The 17152-nt window shown below is 56.0% G+C and carries 10 protein-coding genes; 9 read left to right on the forward strand and 1 reads right to left on the reverse strand.

Going from position 1 to position 17152, the window contains the following annotated elements; translation table 11 throughout:
* Positions 1 to 32 precede the first annotated feature (32 nt).
* On the reverse strand, positions 33 to 1268 hold the full coding sequence (locus SH528x_RS28755; RefSeq protein WP_442506877.1) for a cofactor-independent phosphoglycerate mutase: 1236 nt from the start codon (positions 1266 to 1268) through the stop codon (positions 33 to 35).
* A 218-nt stretch (positions 1269 to 1486) separates the two neighbouring features.
* Between SH528x_RS28755 and SH528x_RS28760 the strand changes: the two genes are divergently transcribed.
* The 9 genes from SH528x_RS28760 (at position 1487) to SH528x_RS28800 (ending at position 17146) form a co-directional block, all read left to right on the forward strand.
* Positions 1487 to 2785 (forward strand): Gfo/Idh/MocA family protein, encoded by a 1299-nt coding sequence (locus SH528x_RS28760; RefSeq protein WP_442506878.1) that lies wholly within the window; start codon positions 1487 to 1489, stop codon positions 2783 to 2785.
* Between the two features lie 119 nt (positions 2786 to 2904).
* Complete coding sequence (locus SH528x_RS28765; protein WP_442506879.1) at positions 2905 to 4890, forward strand: sialate O-acetylesterase; 1986 nt, start codon at positions 2905 to 2907, stop codon at positions 4888 to 4890.
* A 50-nt stretch (positions 4891 to 4940) separates the two neighbouring features.
* The gene (locus SH528x_RS28770) at positions 4941 to 8480 is read left to right on the forward strand and encodes a DUF7133 domain-containing protein (protein ID WP_442506880.1); all 3540 of its coding nucleotides are present in this window, start codon (positions 4941 to 4943) and stop codon (positions 8478 to 8480) included.
* Between the two features lie 193 nt (positions 8481 to 8673).
* Positions 8674 to 9030 (forward strand): phosphoribosyl-ATP diphosphatase, encoded by a 357-nt coding sequence (gene hisE / locus SH528x_RS28775; RefSeq protein WP_442506881.1) that lies wholly within the window; start codon positions 8674 to 8676, stop codon positions 9028 to 9030.
* Positions 9031 to 9064: 34 nt separating this feature from the next.
* A complete protein-coding gene (gene hisG / locus SH528x_RS28780) occupies positions 9065 to 9925 on the forward strand; it encodes an ATP phosphoribosyltransferase (RefSeq protein ID WP_442506882.1) in 861 nt (286 codons plus the stop codon).
* A 592-nt stretch (positions 9926 to 10517) separates the two neighbouring features.
* Positions 10518 to 10862 carry a rhodanese-like domain-containing protein gene (locus SH528x_RS28785; protein ID WP_442506883.1) on the forward strand — a complete coding sequence of 115 codons (345 nt, stop codon included), beginning with the start codon at positions 10518 to 10520 and terminating at the stop codon, positions 10860 to 10862.
* A gap of 307 nt (positions 10863 to 11169) precedes the next feature.
* Entirely contained in the window at positions 11170 to 13218 is a 2049-nt protein-coding gene (locus SH528x_RS28790) for a hypothetical protein (RefSeq protein ID WP_442506884.1), read from the forward strand.
* Between the two features lie 181 nt (positions 13219 to 13399).
* Positions 13400 to 16081 carry a hypothetical protein gene (locus SH528x_RS28795; RefSeq protein ID WP_442506885.1) on the forward strand — a complete coding sequence of 894 codons (2682 nt, stop codon included), beginning with the start codon at positions 13400 to 13402 and terminating at the stop codon, positions 16079 to 16081.
* 708 nt (positions 16082 to 16789) lie between these two features.
* Positions 16790 to 17146: a hypothetical protein gene (locus SH528x_RS28800; protein ID WP_442506886.1), complete on the forward strand. Its 357-nt coding sequence runs from the start codon at positions 16790 to 16792 to the stop codon at positions 17144 to 17146.
* Positions 17147 to 17152: the final 6 nt, after the last annotated feature.

Genomic DNA, 17152 nt, shown 5'->3' on the forward strand with positions numbered 1-17152 from the left:
ACTTAGAGAGGAAGATGAAAAACACGCTCACGTTACGACTTGATAAACGCGTCCATCAAATCCCAACCGTGATCGAAGCGGCGACCGCTCGCATCCGCAGCGATCTCGTCGTACGTGGTTTGCGAATCCGCCTTGACGCCCGTTCCTGAGATCAGCAGCGGAACCATCCCATGCGTGTGCTTCTTGGTGCTGCAGAACGTCGGGTGGTCAGGAGTCACCAAAATGCGGTAATCCCCCTGATTTTGAAGAGCTTCGTAAAGCGGGGCGACAATCGATTTGTCGATGCTTTCGAGAGCTTTGATTTTCTCGTCGGCACGGCCTTCGTGCGACGCTTCGTCGGGAGCTTCGATGTGAACGCAAACGACATCGTACTTTTCGAGAGCTTCGACGGCCGCGCGGCCTTTGGCATCGTAGTCGGTGTCGAGATAGCCCGTCGCGCCAGCAACTTCGATCCGTGGCCAACCGACCAGTGCCGCGATGCCGCGTAACAGATCGACCGCAGTAATCATCGCTCCGCTCAGTCCGTAACGCTCTTGGAAACTAGGCAACTGCGGCGCCCCGCCGAGTCCCCACAACCACAGATTCGTCGCTGGCCGCTTGCCCTCGGCGATCCGTTTCTGATTGACCGGATGCGATGCAAACAGCTCCGCCGACTCGCTCATCAATCGAACCAGCAGATCGCTGCCTGGACCGCGAGGGAATTCATCCGCCACCGACAAATCGGTCAAATCATGCGGAGCTCGCGAACGCGTGTCGCTCGAAAACGGAGCGGGCGTGGACGCGTCGCCTCGATAAATCAGCAAATTACGGTAGCTGACGCCAGGCACAAACTCGAAACGCGATGCGATCGGGTCGCCATCGGCCGCAGCTTTGGCCAACAATTCCGCCTGGGCCGAACGCAGCAGCTCGGCACCTTCTTCGTTGGAAATATGGTCGGCGGTAAAGTCGACCATCGTTTGGTCTTCGATCGTGACCAGATTGCAGCGAACCGCCCAATCATGTTCGCCGAGCGTGATTCCTTGAGCGGCAGCTTCCAGCGGTGCACGGCCGGTGAAGTACACGTCGGGGTCGTAGCCGAGCAAACAGAGGTTCGCGACTTCGCTGCCCGCCGGCAAATGGTCCGGTGTATTGTTGGCCAACCCCAGGGAACCCTCGGCGGCGAGACGATCCATCGCGGGCAAATTGGCAGCTTGCAGCGGGGTGCGGCCGCCGAGCGATTCGATCGGTTCATCCGCACAGCCGTCGGGAATGATAATTACATATTTCATGGCGAATCCTCCGCCCAGGCGGATTTTCAGTAAAAAGAACGAGAATGGGGCAGTTTCCATTAGTCCCGGAATCAGCGAAAGGGGGCGTTTACTGGATCATTCTGTTAAACTAGGCCACTTGTAAACTTGGGGCTCCCGCGATCATGCGGTTCCCAATTGCAAAATCCTTCGCAGCGGTTTCCCCCGTCGACTTTCCCTCCCTCTCAGCAAGACCTGCCATGAAATCACAAATCTCTCGACGCGACGCCCTCAAAACTACGGCCGCGACTGCCGCCGGGATGGCCTTTTATCACGGTGCCTCGGCACGCCAAATCTCCGCCGCCGAAAGCCCCAACGAAAAATTGAACCTCGCTTGTATCGGCGTTGGCGGACGGGGTGCCGCCAATGTGGGTGGCGTCAGCTCTCAAAATTTGATCGCAATGGTTGATCTCGACGAGAAACGAGCGGAAGGTTCCTTCAAAAAACATTCGTCGGCCGAGCGTTTCACCGACTATCGCAAAATGCTCGACAAAATGGGCAAGGACCTCGATGGCGTTGTGATCAGCACGCCCGATCACACGCACTTTCATCCCGCTTATGCATCGATGCAGTTAGGGCTGCACACCTATCTGGAAAAACCGCTTGCCCACAACGTTTGGGAAACCCGCACGCTGACCGACTATGCTCGCGAAAACAAACTCGCGACTCAGCTGGGAAACCAACGTCACGCGATGCCCAACATGCACCGCGTCGTGGAATTGATTCAAAGCGGAGCGATTGGCAAGGTCAATGAAGTGCACTGCTGGGTCGGCGGCAGTCGCGGGATGCCAGCGGTTCCCAAAGAAACGCCGCCGGTTCCCGCCGGACTCGATTACGAACTGTGGGTGGGCCCCGCAGAAAAACGTCCCTACCACCCCTCGTTCTGTCCCTATGGATGGCGTTTTTGGTGGGAATATGGAACCGGCGAAACCGGCAACTGGGGCTGCCACATCCTGGACATCCCTTATTGGTCGTTGGGGCTGAAATACCCAAGTCATGTCGACGCGAGCGGTCCCGAGGTGGACGCCGAGCGGACGCCCAAATCGATGCATGTCACCTATCGCTTTGACCAAACCAACCAAAACAGTCCGCTGGATCTGCATTGGTACCACGGCACTCCCGAAATCCTTGCCCAACGTGGGCTCTCGGGCAAAGGCCACAACACGCTGTTCATTGGCGAAGACGGAATGTTGTTATCCGGATTTGACAAACACGAGTTGTTGCCCGAAGAAAAGTACGCGGACTTCAAACGGCCTGAAAAATTCGTGGCCGACTCGCCCGGTTTCCACAAAGAGTGGATCGCCGCGTGCAAGGGTAGCGAAGTGGCAACGTGTAACTTTGACTACTCCGGTCCGATGGCCGAGACCGTCTTGCTCGGCAACGTCGCCTACCGCACTGGCGGATTCGCTTGGAACGCCAAAACGTTGTCCACCGGCAACAACACCAAGGCTCAATCGCTAATCCAAACCGCCTATCGCAAAGGTTGGGAAATCGCCTAACCCATGTGGGATAGGCTTCCAGCCTGTCATCAGAATCAACTTGCTTTTGTTGTGTTAAGGCAGGCCACTCCCCACTCCCCACTCCCCACTCCCCACTCCCCCACTCCCCCACGACCATCATGAAACAAATCCTCGCCTTCACGCTCTTCCTGCTTCTTCCCACCCCGCTACTCTCCGCAGCGGAACTAAAGCTCGCATCGGTGTTCTCGGATCACATGGTGCTGCAGCGAGAACAAAGCGTGCCGGTATGGGGCGTCGCGGACGCTGGCGAATCGATCACCGTCAAGTTCGCAAACCAAACCAAAAACACCACGGCCGACGAGAATGGCAGGTGGAAGGTCGAACTTGATTCGATGAAGGCCAATGCTGAACCTCAAACGTTGATCGTCGCTTCCAGCAAAGAAAAACGCCGCGACGAACTAACCGACGTGTTGGTTGGCGAAGTTTGGTTGGCGTCGGGTCAATCGAATATGGAATGGGAAATGCAAATGAAGGCAGATTCCAAAGCCGACATCCCCAACTCGACTCACCCCAACCTTCGTCTGTTCGCTGTCCCGCTGACCACCGCACTGACGCCGCAAAACGATGTCAACGCAAACTGGACGCGAAGTTCGCCGGAGACATCGGCTAGTTTTTCGGCGATCGGCTATTACTTTGGTTTGCGATTACACGAGGAACTTGGCGTACCCGTGGGCATGATCCAAATTGCATGGGGCGGAACACGGATCGAGCCATGGACCAGCGTGGATGGATTCGAAGCCGTGCCTGCACTGAACAGCGAAGCCGATCGCATTCGCTCGCAAACCCCCGGAACACCAGAGTACCGCAAATCGCAGGAAGCTCATTTACAACAAGTCCAACAGTGGACCGAATCGTTAAAAACATCGCTACAGCAAAACCAAGCGGCGCCTCCGCTGCCAACCCAACCCGCAACGCTGGCAAAGAGCCATGGCACCCCGACGGCGCTTTACAACGCGATGATTCATCCGCTTGTTCCGATGGCGATTCGCGGGGCGATTTGGTACCAGGGCGAATCCAACCACGGCGAGGGCCTGGGCTATGTCGACAAGAAAAAAGCCTTACTCGCCTCATGGCGAAATGCGTTCAAACAATCGGAACTGCCCTTCTATTTCGTGCAAATCGCACCCTATCAATATGGTGAAGAAGATCCCGAGATCCTGGCTCGTTTCTGGGTCGCTCAGCGTGATTGCATGAAGATTCCTCACACCGGCATGGCGGTAATCACTGATATTGCCGAGCTCGGGGACATCCACCCGCAACACAAAAAGGAAGTCTCGCGGCGGCTGTCGCTGTGGGCATTGGCAGACACCTACGATCAAGCAGACATCGACCCCAGCGGTCCCCTTTACGCGAATCACAAAGTCGACGGCGCGGTGATCCGCGTGACGTTCAGCCATGCCGATTCGGGACTCGCTTCACGTGACGGCAAGCCGCTGACCGATTTTGAGATCGCCGGGATCGACGGAAACTTTAAGCCTGCGACCGCGACGATCGATGGCAACCAAGTCGTCGTCCAATCAGCGAACGTGCCCGAACCAAAACAGGTGCGGTTCGGTTGGAACAAACTGGCAATGCCCAATTTGATGGACAACGATGGACTGCCCGCATGCTCGTTCCACACGCATTGGCCCATCGATCCATCCCTCGGTGACAACGCTGCACTCGGATGCAGTTGGGAATCGAGCGACCCGAACGAGTGGGGTTGGAACAGCGGGCTGACCGATGGCGTTTGGGGCAATCGTAGCCCTCAGTGTTTTGCCACCGGCGTCAGCGAAGAATTTCCAAAATCGGTCACGATCGACTTAAAAAAGGCTCAAACGATCAACCTTGTCCGTTTTGGTGTTCCCGATGTGGGTTCGACCAAAACCGTGGCAATCTCGGTTAGCGAGGATGGAAAAAAGTTTCAGGAAATAGGATCGCATTCGTTTGAGCAAGGCAAAGCCGAGCGAGCCGTAACTGCGTTTGAAGACACCACGGCGAGATTCGTCCGGCTAACGTACACCGACCATCATTCCGCCTTGGCCGGCGGCTACAACAACACGTTCGCCTTCACCAGTGAAGTGGAAGTTTATCGAGCGAAATAGTTTGGGTCTCCTCCATCGCAGCGTTCTCAGAATGTGAAAGACTGAAGTCAATGGCATCCTCGTTTCGTGTCTTCGTGTTGATCAGCGGTGTGATTGGCTGGGTGATTGCAGCGAATTCGATCGCGATGGCGCAGCCCACGCCACCGTCGACCGACGATCAGGTGAACATGTTTTATTTGCCCGACGGCTTTGAAATTCAACTCGTTGTGAGTGATCCCGACATCGGGCAGCCGATGAACTTGAATTTCGATGCGAAAGGGCGACTGTGGTTAACGCATTCCATCGAATATCCCTATCCCGCAAAAAGCGAAGGAGTCGAACCGGACCGGGGGCAATTTGCTGGTGGCGGTGAAAACCCGCCACGCGATCGATTGACGGTCGTTGAGATCGGTCCTCGAGGATCCGCCAAGCAGATCACACACTTTGCCAGTGGGCTAAACATTCCGATCGGAAACGTCCCGCTCGGCGATGGCAGCGAGGCACTCGTCTACGCCATCCCTTCGATTTTTCACGTCATCGATCACAATCATGACGGACAATCCGATGCCATCACGACGCGGTACACGCGATTTGGAAACATCGATGTCCATGGCAACGCAAGCTCCTTCACCCGAGGACTCGACGGTTGGATTTATGGTTGCCACGGTTTTTCAAACCAAAGTGAAATCAGCGACGCCAGCGGAAATGTGGTGAAACTGCAATCGGGTAATACGTATCGGTTTCGCGAGGATGGATCGCACTTTGAATTATGGACCCGAGGCCAAGTCAATCCGTTTGGGATGACGTTTGATCCCTTGGGAAACCTGTTCAATTCCGACTGTCATTCCAAGCCGGTCTATCAACTGCTGCGAGGTGCTTCCTATCCACAATTTGGTGGCACACCGCCGCCGATTGGATATGGCCCGACGATGATCGATCACCAACATGGATCGACGGGAATTTGCGGACCTGCATACTATGCCGCCGAACATTTCCCCTTGGAATTTCGCGACAATCTATTTATCTGTAACCCCGTCACCGGACGAGTTCATCGCGATAAATTAACGCGAGTTGGATCTACCTTGCTGTGTCAGACGCAGCCTGATTTCATCACCAGTGACGATCCCTGGTTTCGTCCCGTGGATGCGATTGTGGGCCCCGACGGAGCGTTGTACATCGCCGACTTTTGCAATTTGGTGATTGGACATTACGAAGCCCCCCTGGATCATCCCGATCGCGACCGGACGCACGGACGAGTTTGGCGAATCGTTTACCAAGGTGATACGACGACGCCGGTCGAACGGAGGCCGACGGATCTGACGCAACTCTCTGCGAAGGAGCTTGTCGATCGATTGTCCGATCCGAATTTGCAAGTGCGAACACTGGCGACGCATTTTTTAGTCGATAGCACTAACGAAGAATCACTCCGCTTGGTCCGCGATGCGGTCGAGTCGAGCGATATGGCGACCACTCGGGTACATGGTTTGTGGGTACTCGAGCGAACAAAATCCCTTGACGATGAAACGCTCAAACGACTTGCCCACGATCCCGCTGCGATCGTACGAACTCACTTGATCAAAATGCTGGCCGAGCGAATCGACTGGACCGTCACCGAGTCGTCGTTAGTGCTAAACGCATTGCAGGATAGCGATGCGTTCGTGCAGCGTGCGGCCGTCGATGCTTTGGGGCGACATCCCACCAGCGAAAACGTCAATCCGATCCTGCAAACGTGGGCAACCACACCTGCCGACGACACCCATTTGATTCACACGCTTCGGCTGTCGCTTCGCGATCATCTTCTCAGCGAACCGGTCATCACGGGGTTACCGCTGGAATCGATCGCCGGTGATCTTCGCGAGCGATTGATCGAGGTATCGGCGGTAACCGACGGGGCAAACGCCGCGGGTCTGAGCCTAACGTTGCTGGAAACCACCACGAATCCGGAAGCGTGGGCCGATCGAATCGCCACCCAAATCGGCAACCACGGAACCGACGACCAAGTTGCAAAATTGATTTCGATCGCGAAGCAGCGAATCGCCAGTGATCCACGCTCCCAATTTCAGACCCTGCGGGCCGTCGCCAATGGAATGCAGAACCGCGGCAAGTCACTCGAGCAGTCCGAACCACTCCGCGTTTTGTGGTCCGAGATCGCGGCGGAATTGCTTGGTCAACTCGCATCGAATCACACGCACTGGGCGAATCATCAAGTTCCCGGGATGGCAGCGTCCGAATCACCCTGGGGAATTCGCCAGCGAAATTCGGCCGACGGAAATTCGCAAGCGTTGTTCTGGGACAGCATCGCTGCCGGCGAAAGCTTGACCGGCATCTTGCGAAGTCCGCCGTTCACCGTTCCAACGCAAATTCAATTTTGGATGTGTGGGCACAACGGGTTCCCTGGTTCGCCCGACACCCAAAAGAACTTGGTTCGGATAGTCGATCTTGAATCGGGCCAGACGATTGCGAAACAATCGCCACCGCGAAGCGATGTTGCGATGCAGTACACATGGGACTTGGCGGACCACGCCGGCCGCACCGCTGTCATTGAAATTGTCGATGCTGACGAAGCTGATGCTTACGCCTGGGTCGCCGTCGGTCGAATCGAACCTGCGGTCGTGACTATCAGCGAAGACAAACTGAGTGACCGGATCATCGAATTGGCGGGCGAGTTTGGATTGACCGAACATGCCGCGTTGGTCGCATCACTGGCGTGCGACGCAAATCAATCGCTGCAAATTCGCAAACAAGCGATGACAAGTTCGCTGCGGTTGAGCGATGAAGCCTCGATCGTCCCGATCTTGGATGGCATTTTGGCGGACAGTGACGAAACAAACGAACTTCGTGTCGCTGCGGCCGAGTCACTCGCGAATCTCGGTAGCAAATTGTCACAACACGCACTTGCTGGCCGCCTGGAAACGTCTCCGTATGAACTTCAGCGAGCGATCACCGCAGGGCTCGCTCGAAAGTCGTTGGGAATTGAATTGCTGCTATCCCACATTTCGCTCGGCAAGGCATCGCCTCGATTATTGCTGGACGGACGCATTTCAGAATTGATTCAGCGGAATGCAACTCCGGAGCAAAAAACGCGAGTCGCTGAGCTCATACGCGACCTGCCGCCTGAGAATGAAAAAACGACTCAGCTGCTGGTCCAATTGCGTGAAAAAATGGGGCATGATTTTTCGACCGACCGGGCCGTCGAGGGCGAAGTCATCTTCAATAAGAATTGTGCCACGTGTCACCAGATTGCAGGCCTGGGGGGTGTCGTCGGCCCGCAGCTCGATGGCGTCGGCAACCGAGGTGTCGAGCGATTGCTCGAAGACGTTGTCGATCCGAATCGAAATGTCGATGTGGCGTTCCGAATGACTCAAATCCTCACGCTCGATGGCAACATCGTGACCGGATTGCTACGGCGCGAAGAGGGCGATCGGGTAGTGTTGGCGGACCAAACCGGCAAAGAATTCTCGCTGGCGACCGACGATATCGAACAGCGTAAAGACTCCACCGAGTCGCTGATGCCAGCAAATTTTGCGGAAACGATGACGGTTCAGCAGATCCAGGATCTCGTGGCCTACTTGCTGACTCAACAATCCGCGACCGCGACAACGGGCGAATGAGTAAAACGGGCGAATCAGCCGATATTTAGGGCAAATCGAGGCCTGCGTTGGCGTGGTGCGGTTGCCAATTGGTGCCGGGACAATAGGCTAGGCCTTAGTTTCGCCGGTCCGCTCGATTGACCGAAAGTCTTGGCGACTTTCGCTACGAAATCAGCCCATGTCGTTCCGTCACACAATCGCATTTGATCCCCCCATGTCTCATTCACTTGATCCGCTCGTCCGTTTGATGCAAACGCTGCAAGAACGTGCCACAAACCGGCCCGCGGGCTCGTACACGACGAAGTTGATGGATGGGGGCCCTGAGAAAATTGGCAAGAAAATTCGCGAAGAAGCCGAGGAAATGATCGAGGCGGCTAGCGAAGAGGGTGACGCCGGACGCGAGCATTTCGTCTACGAAGCAGGCGATTTGATCTACCACGCGATGGTCTTATTGGCGTGGAAAGGGGTCGATCTGAGCGAAGTGGCCAATGAATTAGGCCGCCGCGAAGGAACATCGGGGCTTGTCGAAAAAGCAAGCCGCGGCAAAAACAGTGGCTCAGACGCCCAGTAATCACTAACAAGATCGCACAAGAAAGCAGAATCTTTTGGACACGGAAAACAATCTCCGAATCGGATTGCCTAGCAAGGGACGGCTAAGCGAAATTGCAGGCGATCTGCTCAATCAAGCCGGGCTACGGTTTCGTCGTCAATCGCGCGGACTGTTTGCTCGTGTGGGCGGTTTGCCGATCGATTTGATCTTCCTGCGAACCGATGACATCCCGACGCTTTGTGCCGAAGGTGCGATCGACATGGGAATCACCGGCAGCGACCTCGTCGAAGAAGCCGGTGCGGATGTCCAACTGCGAATGAAATTAGGTGTCGGCCGTTGTCGACTGGCCGTTTGTGTCCCCGAAGACGCACCGATCACCTCGGCCGCGGAACTCAACGGCAAGCGAATTGCCACGAGTTTCACTGGAATCACGGAACGTTACTTGGCTGGATTTGACGCCAAAGCTCATTTGGTCTCGCTGACCGGCAGCGTCGAAGTGATGATCCAACTCGGTGTCGCCGACGCGATCGTCGATCTGGTCGAAACCGGCAGCACGCTGGCGGCAAATCGGCTTCGCATCCTCGATGAAATCGATTCTTACGAAACGGTTTTGATCCAGAACGATCAATGCCGCGACAAAGCGACTGCCGATCGCGTCGTCCGACGGCTTGAAGGGGTCGTGATCGCGAGAGACTACTCGCTGTTGGAATATAACATTCCACGCGTCAAACTGGCCGATGCTGAAAAAATCACTCCCGGTTTCAAATCGCCCACCATCAACGCACTCGAAGACAAAGATTGGTGCAGCGTCCGCGTGATGGTTCAACGTAAAAAAGTGATCGACGCGATGGAACAGCTCGAAAAGCTCGGAGCCTCGGCAATCTTTGAAACCACGCTGTCCAATTGCCGACTGTAACCGCCACGCTGTGACTTTCACACTGATCCGGTGGTTTTTATAGCGGCGTGGCGAGGGACATCGCCCGGTCTAAATCGAACGTTTACCCCACTGCAACCGGGCGGCTTGCGTTAGGCTGCTAAAACATCGGTATTAACACAACGTTTCGCCTGTCCTTTTTGGCGTTGTTTTGTTCCTCTGATTCGCGAATGGTTAGTCACAAAGTGACGGCACGCAGTAGCCCCGGACGCCAGTCCGGGGTTTAGGAAAACAAAGCGAATTTGAGTCGCAACGCGACGACAGGAAACACGAGAGTACGTCGGAATGAACCACGGGGAATCGGCACCTGTCGTCGCTTCGCGACTTGGTGTGTGTAGGGACGACATCGCCCCCGGACTCGCGTCCGGGGCTACCTCCTGCCGTCGCTATCGCGACTGAGAATCGAAACAAAACTTGCGCAAACTGAATATCCACGCAACACCAAAGCTTTAGCAGTCCAAACTTGCGCCACACCGCTACTTAAAGTAGATGCATTGGGGTCAAGCTTCCCTGCCGTCACGATAACACGCTGCAATCACCTTATTACTTATTACGCTAATCCTCGAGCCTGCTCATGTCCCAATCCAGCGAACTGCCTATCCAAATCGACGTCAACACCGTTTCGGAAATGCTTGCTCGAGGCGACGACTTTTTGTTGCTTGATGTTCGCGAACCGAACGAGTATGCGGTTGCCAAAATTACCGGCAGCACCCTGTTGCCGCTCAGTGAGATCGGAGCCCGTGTGCATGAACTCGAAGAACACAAGGACCGCTTGATTGTCGTTCATTGCCATCACGGCGGACGCAGCTTGCAAGTGACCGAAGCCTTGCGTAGCCGCGGCTTTGACAAAGTGCAAAACATGGACGGCGGCATCGATGTGTGGAGCCAACAAATCGACGCCTCTGTTAATCGCTACTAAACGCTGTCAGCGTAACAACGCTCGCAGCGGAACTCGCCAAGAGTTTCGGATCGCAATTGCTATCAATTCCAAACCACGCAGCCGGCACGCCACCCAGTTCGCCCTGTTTACCAGGACCGCCAAACACCGCATGAATTGCCCACTAAATGTCTCTTTACCGACAAGGGCTCAGGGCGTTATCATCGCCAGCATTAGTCGCGCAAAAGTGGTCTTGTCCAAGATGATTTGAATTTTTTTTGAATCGTTGATGGTGCATACGCAAGGCCCTTCGCGGTCGTTTTTTTGCACTTGTTCAAGGATTGAAGCAATGGGCGGAGTCCCCGTGCTACTGCTATTCGCCGCGATCGGAGTCACCTACGGTTGGCAACCCGATGGCGGTGGAGGTGTCGAGTACATCATCCAAGTCCCGGCGGATCAGCTCGATCGGCTGCAGGAATCGGGTGAGGTGACCAGCGTCATCGACCCTCAGGTTCAAGGGCACGTCAGCCGCATCGTGATTCGCGTGGGCAACCAGCGGTTGCCTCGTGAGACTCCTTCTGCGATCTCGCAACTCCGTCACGAGGTCCCCGTCACTAACGGTGGGACAAATTCTGCGATCGTGGAAACTCAGACGCGGCGTGATCGGAACCTGAACGCATTTGACGCCAGCGACCAACAACCAATCCCGATTCCGCAAATGACGGCGAATTCGCAAGTGCAGCCGATCCCCGGTTTGCACGCCGCGCAAAACAAATTGGCCGGGAATCCTGCGGGGATTACATCCCAAGCGGAATCGATGATGAAGCCCGACGCCAGCAACCCAGCCGCCGGTCCAGGATTCAGTTTCCCCAGCTCCGCAATCCCCAAATCGCTACAAGAGGCAGCGGGAAACACCGCAGCCAACGTCCGTGACGGTTTGAACGACGCCGCCCGAGACCTCGGTAGCAGCACACGTGGTGAACTTGACGCTGCGATGACTCGTGCCACACAAAAGGCCGAGGAAAGTGCGGCCGGAATGGTCGACCGCGCCGGCAACGCCCTTCGCAAAGGCTTCGATTTCGGAGCCGCCAATGGCTCAAGCGGCAACAACAACCCGGCGGATGCGGCCCGCACGCCCGAGGCCAATCGATTTGAAGTCCCCTCGTTTACCGGATCCGATGCCCCTGGAACCAACTCGGCCAGCCGATCCCTCGCCGGTGGCCCTTCGACTGTTCCGACAAACAGTCGTGATATGGTCCTTGGTCGCGACAAAGATTGGCAAGACTTGAACCAGATGAACGCGCGCTCCCAAACAAACATGGCGGGTGGTCCGTCGACAGATCCGGTGGGCTCCTCATCCACCGACAATCGCGCTGCGAGTACACAGTTCACCCAGCCGCGAACGACCAACACAACGAATACAGGACTCGGAACAACGTCGACGTTTGGACGACCGCCTGATGCGCTGAACACCACAACCGCCGCTCAGCAGCGGGCTGCTCAAGAACGCGCCGCACAAGAACGTGCTGCACAGGAAGGGGCCGCTCGAGATAGATTGGCTCATGAGCGAGCCGTGCAAGAGCAGCAAGCTGCCTATCAACGCCAACAAGCCAATGCGAACACACCCTCCAACGCTCCAGCATCGCCTACGTATCCCTACGGTCAATCGAGTCCATTTCCCGGCGGCGGTCAAAGCAGCAATTTTGCCAACGCCGGTGCAAATGACCCGAACGGCCGAACGTATGGGCAATCGTTTCCTAACGACGGCACCGCCGCTTCGGCGATCACCAATGCCAATGCCGACCCTCGTCTTTCCACCACGGACGCAGCGAAGCTTCCACCGAACGGATGGAGCTATAATGCGTATGGGCGTCCCATCGACCGCGAAGGAAATGAGCTGGACAGCTATGGCCGCATCATCCCAACGCAATACACCAACACGACTCGCTTAGCCGACCAATCCGCTGGCAACACAACTCCACCTCCGCGTGCCCCCGCCGGCTACGACTCGAATGCAAATGCCGTGGGTGCAAATACCGCGGGTGCAAATCCACCCCCACGAAACCCAGGTAATGCTGGCGGTTCGGGCTCCGGTCAAACGTTCACCTCGCAAAATCGCAACAACGCCGAAGACGTTGGCTCCCCCTCGGACCTCGGCCGTCGCTACACCGATGCGGAAGCTCGTGAAGCCGCCCTGGCAGCCGACCGAGCAGAGTACTCACGAAACGTCGCGCCCGCTAAAACGGTTGCAGCTCAACCCTTATTTAACGGCTTGCTACTGATTTCGATTGTCGGCAATGTTTACCTGGCGTTTTGGCTAAAAAATCTACGTCATCAGTTCCACGATTTGGTGGCTGCGAAGCGAATGAGTCAAAACTCGGGTGCTTCCGTAGTCTAGCCCCCCCCTTAGCTTCCGTCCAATTTCAAGGCGGCAAAACTGAGCCGACAGGACTTGAATGTTTTAGCACTGGCCCATCGCGTTTTTTCGGTTTTGCTCTTTCGCTAGCCTTCATAATTTTGCTAACGATAGGTTCGAAGCCAAAAGATTTGGCTAGTTTTCTCGCGAAGGATTGCGACCCATGAAACCGTTTGGCGTACGACTTGCCGCTGGTGCAATTACGATTTTGCTCGGAGCTCTGGCAGCAGCGCAAGCCCAAAAAGACCGTGGTGATCGCCACGAATCCGACTGGAATCTGGCGGCTGCAGCAGCCCCTGGCCAGCTGCCGGCTCCCATCGTGGGTATCGAAGCGGATGCGACCACAACAAGCGATCCCGCCGCAGGCCCCAACAGTCTGCTGGCTCGCATGCCCGCTGGCCCGCTCGGCGACGTCGCCCCGATCAGCCAATCTGCATCTTCCGATGCCGCTGCGAACTACGGCGGCGTGGCGCAAGTCCAGTATACCGAACCCGCCAATGGTCCGGCCAATTCAATGCCGCTGCCCGACTCGCTGGGTGCCGGTCCCGTCGCAGCACCCTCGTTCGAAGGTGCTGCTCTGCAGACACCTCAAGCTTCTGCTGGGGCAGAAGCCCCCAATTTCGACGTTCCTAGTTTCAATCCACCCGCGGCGGATTCCCCTGCTGCCGAGCCGATGCCAACCACGGCAAGTTCCGGCTGGGGATTGCCAGCCGCGTTGATGGGGATCAACGAATCCGCTGCTGCCACCGCAACGCAAAACGAAGCGGCGATGGCGATGGATGCTCCAACCCCCAACTCCAACACTCAGCAACCCGATGCCGGCGGCTACGAAGCCGCGGACATGGGCTTGCCAGCCGCCACATCGCCATTGGCATCTGGCGAAGAACCACGAACTTTCGCCAATCCAGCCGAAGCTTCCGAACAACCAAGCAACATGCTTCGCGGTAACAATTCACTTCGCGGCGACGCCCCCGAGATGGCGTACGACAACAGGGATCAATTCGCCGCTCAACCCGGTGCTGCAAACAATCAAGCCGCTATCACTGACTCTGCACCGCAGGACGATTACGGCCAACCTAACTTCGCTGCACAAGCGATGTCACCTGACGCTGCATCCAGCCTACAGTCGTCTCCTTCGTTCGAAGCAGCCGCTGATGTGAATGGTGGGTACGATGGCTCTCCTGCCGCCAACTATGGTCCAGCTGCCTCATACGGCCCTACCGAATCGTATGGTCCTGCTGCCAACTATGGAGCTGCCGAAACGACGCCAAGCCCCAACGCCTATCCCGCGGAAACGCCAAACTACAACGCTGGCGGCAACGTCGCCAACGAGCGAATCGCCTCGCGAACGCTACAACCGGGAATGATGAATCAACCGGCTCCCTCTGCCGCCCCCCAACAATTCGATGCCCCGATTGCGGCACAACCAGTCCGAGTCAATCCGGCGGAAACACTTGCCTCGCCCGGCGATCGCCGACTCGAAGGCATCCAATCGCCCAGTATCGTGATCCAAAAACGGGCTCCAAGCGAAGTCAAAGTCGGCAAACCAGCTTCGTTTGTCATTCACGTTCAAAACGTCGGCTCGGTCGAAGCACTCGACGTGCAAGTGCATGATCGCGTCCCGCAAGGCATGCGAATGATCGACGCATCGCCAACTCCCCAACAGCAAGGCGAAATCTTGGTCTGGGAACTCGGTGCCATGCCAGCCGGAGACGAACGCACTGTGACGATGCAATTGGTCCCCGAACAAGAAGGTGAACTCGGCAGCGTCGCTCGTGTGACATTCGAAGCCGCTGCTTCGGTACGCACCATCAGCACTCGCCCTGAACTGAAAGTCGTGCAACGTGCCCCCGAACAAGTACTGATCGGGCAACAACTCGAAATCGAAGTCGAAGTATCCAACCCAGGTTCCGGAGCCGCCACGGGCGTCGTCGTTCAAGAAGACGTTCCCGAAGGACTCGAACACCCCAAGGGCAAACAACTCGACAACTTATTGGGCGACTTGGCACCTGGCGAAACTCGCCATCAAGTGTTGCGGATGCGAGCCGTCGCTCCGGGCATGATTCAGAACACAATTCGCTTGGTTGCCGATGATGGCTTGACCACCGAACACACCGTCAATGTCGAGGTCGTTGCTCCAGAGATTCAAGTCGCCCTTGCGGGTCCGGCTCGACGTTTCTTGGAACGCCCCGCGACCTATCAACTTGAGATTGTCAACAACGGCACCGCCGATGCGACCCATGTTGAAATTAAAGCTCAACTCGATCGCGGGTTCACTTTTGTCAGCACCGACTTCGAAGGCCAATATGATCCATCCCAACACGTTGTGTCTTGGTACCTCGAAAGTCTGCCGAAGGGTGGCCGCGGTCAAGTTCCTTTGACGCTGCTGCCAGTCGAAGAGGGCAACCGCAAGATCGTTCTGGATGCCCGAGCGGACCTTGGCGTGATCGCAAGGAGCGAAAGTTCGGTGACCGTCGAATCGCTTGCCGAGATGACATTCCAAATCACCGATTCGGCGGATCCGATCGAAGTAGGCGGCGAATCGATCTACGAGATCCGGGTCAAAAACAGCGGCTCTCGTGACGATAGCAACGTGCGAGTTCAACTGCAGTTGCCACCAGGAATCGAACGCATTGCCTCAGACGGCGATGCACAAGAAGACGGCCGCGGAGGAATGTTCTTTGCTCCTAAACCGCTGCTCGCTGCCAACAGCGAACTGGTTTACCGGATCCGAGTCCGCGGCGTTGCCGAAGGCACTCACATCGTCAAAGCGATCGTCACCAGCGATCAATCCGCGGTGCCTGTCACCAAAGAAGAGAGCACAATGGTGTACTCGGACCGCTAAGATCAGTTCGACCCGCACTCGCGTTTCAATCAAGCCCCCGGCAACCCCGGGGGCTTTTTTTGTTGCTTGCAAGTTTGTCCACAAGCTGTGATCGCGGCGACAGCATGTTGGCCTATGCGCAAGTCTTGAAGTTGCGCAAATCGGAAGTGTCGGGCCACGACAGCATATAGCCAGGAGCGTGCGCCCATGCCATCTACTTTGGAGGCGTAGGAGGGTGGCGCGAGAAGCGACTTAACGGCGAGACAGTCGCGAGGGACGTGCGATTTATAACTTGCGGATCTGTTGGACGAATCGAAACCACCTTCCCTGGCTCCCCTCTCCCTATGAATTCGGATCATGTGACTCGGCCAATTGAATCAAACGTTGTCCGAATTCACGGGGAGAGGGGAGCCAATGGCGACATGTTAGGACGCGATCCAATTGATAAGTTAATTAATCGCACGTCCCAAGGGACGGCACGATGTAGCCACAGTGGTCCATGGGCTGACGCCCAAGGCTACACCCTGTCGCCACTTTGTGGCTATTACGAATGCTCGCCACTTCGTGGCTGTTGGTCAGTCCCGAAGCGACGGTATGACATCGAAAAAACGATTTATGTTAAATTATCGAACAATGGCGAATCAATTGTGGGCGACAAAACAGCAAGCCCACGAACTTATTATCCGCAGATTCTAGTTAGCCCAGCTTCTGCGATTTCAGGGAACATTGATGATGTATTTACTGGCCGCACTGACTCTATTCATTTCGCCAACTCTAAGCGATGAACAAGTTCGCGCAACACGAAACGGCGACCAATTTTTGCCAACCGTGAATGACACACAAATTAAACCGCACATCTTTCACACGCTTCTGACGGTCGAATCCGAGTATGGACCTGGTGATCAGGGTAGCTGGGTAAAGTCAAGACAGAAGTTAGCTGAGTCAAGGAAACGCATCGAAGAGATTAGTCGTTATAACGAAGGTACGCGTGAGAGGATGAAAGAAATGATCAAGCGTTTTAAAGAACTGCGTCGAGAGAAACCAGTGAAACCATTTAAAAGCAATCAAATACAGAGCACTCTATAACGCTCC

Origin of the sequence: Novipirellula methanifontis, from assembly GCF_052161655.1 — a bacterium.
Taxonomy (GTDB): Bacteria; Planctomycetota; Planctomycetia; order Pirellulales; family Pirellulaceae; genus Novipirellula.

What these genes read in the sequence shown, in the direction of transcription:
- SH528x_RS28755 (WP_442506877.1), bottom strand. Translation starts at nt 1,268, where the DNA reads ATGAAATATGTAATTATCATTCCCGACGGCTGTGCGGATGAACCGATC.
- SH528x_RS28760 (WP_442506878.1), top strand. Translation starts at nt 1,487, where the DNA reads ATGAAATCACAAATCTCTCGACGCGACGCCCTCAAAACTACGGCCGCG.
- SH528x_RS28765 (WP_442506879.1), top strand. Translation starts at nt 2,905, where the DNA reads ATGAAACAAATCCTCGCCTTCACGCTCTTCCTGCTTCTTCCCACCCCG.
- SH528x_RS28770 (WP_442506880.1), top strand. Translation starts at nt 4,941, where the DNA reads ATGGCATCCTCGTTTCGTGTCTTCGTGTTGATCAGCGGTGTGATTGGC.
- hisE (WP_442506881.1), top strand. Translation starts at nt 8,674, where the DNA reads ATGTCTCATTCACTTGATCCGCTCGTCCGTTTGATGCAAACGCTGCAA.
- SH528x_RS28785 (WP_442506883.1), top strand. Translation starts at nt 10,518, where the DNA reads ATGTCCCAATCCAGCGAACTGCCTATCCAAATCGACGTCAACACCGTT.
- SH528x_RS28790 (WP_442506884.1), top strand. Translation starts at nt 11,170, where the DNA reads ATGGGCGGAGTCCCCGTGCTACTGCTATTCGCCGCGATCGGAGTCACC.
- SH528x_RS28795 (WP_442506885.1), top strand. Translation starts at nt 13,400, where the DNA reads ATGAAACCGTTTGGCGTACGACTTGCCGCTGGTGCAATTACGATTTTG.
- SH528x_RS28800 (WP_442506886.1), top strand. Translation starts at nt 16,790, where the DNA reads ATGATGTATTTACTGGCCGCACTGACTCTATTCATTTCGCCAACTCTA.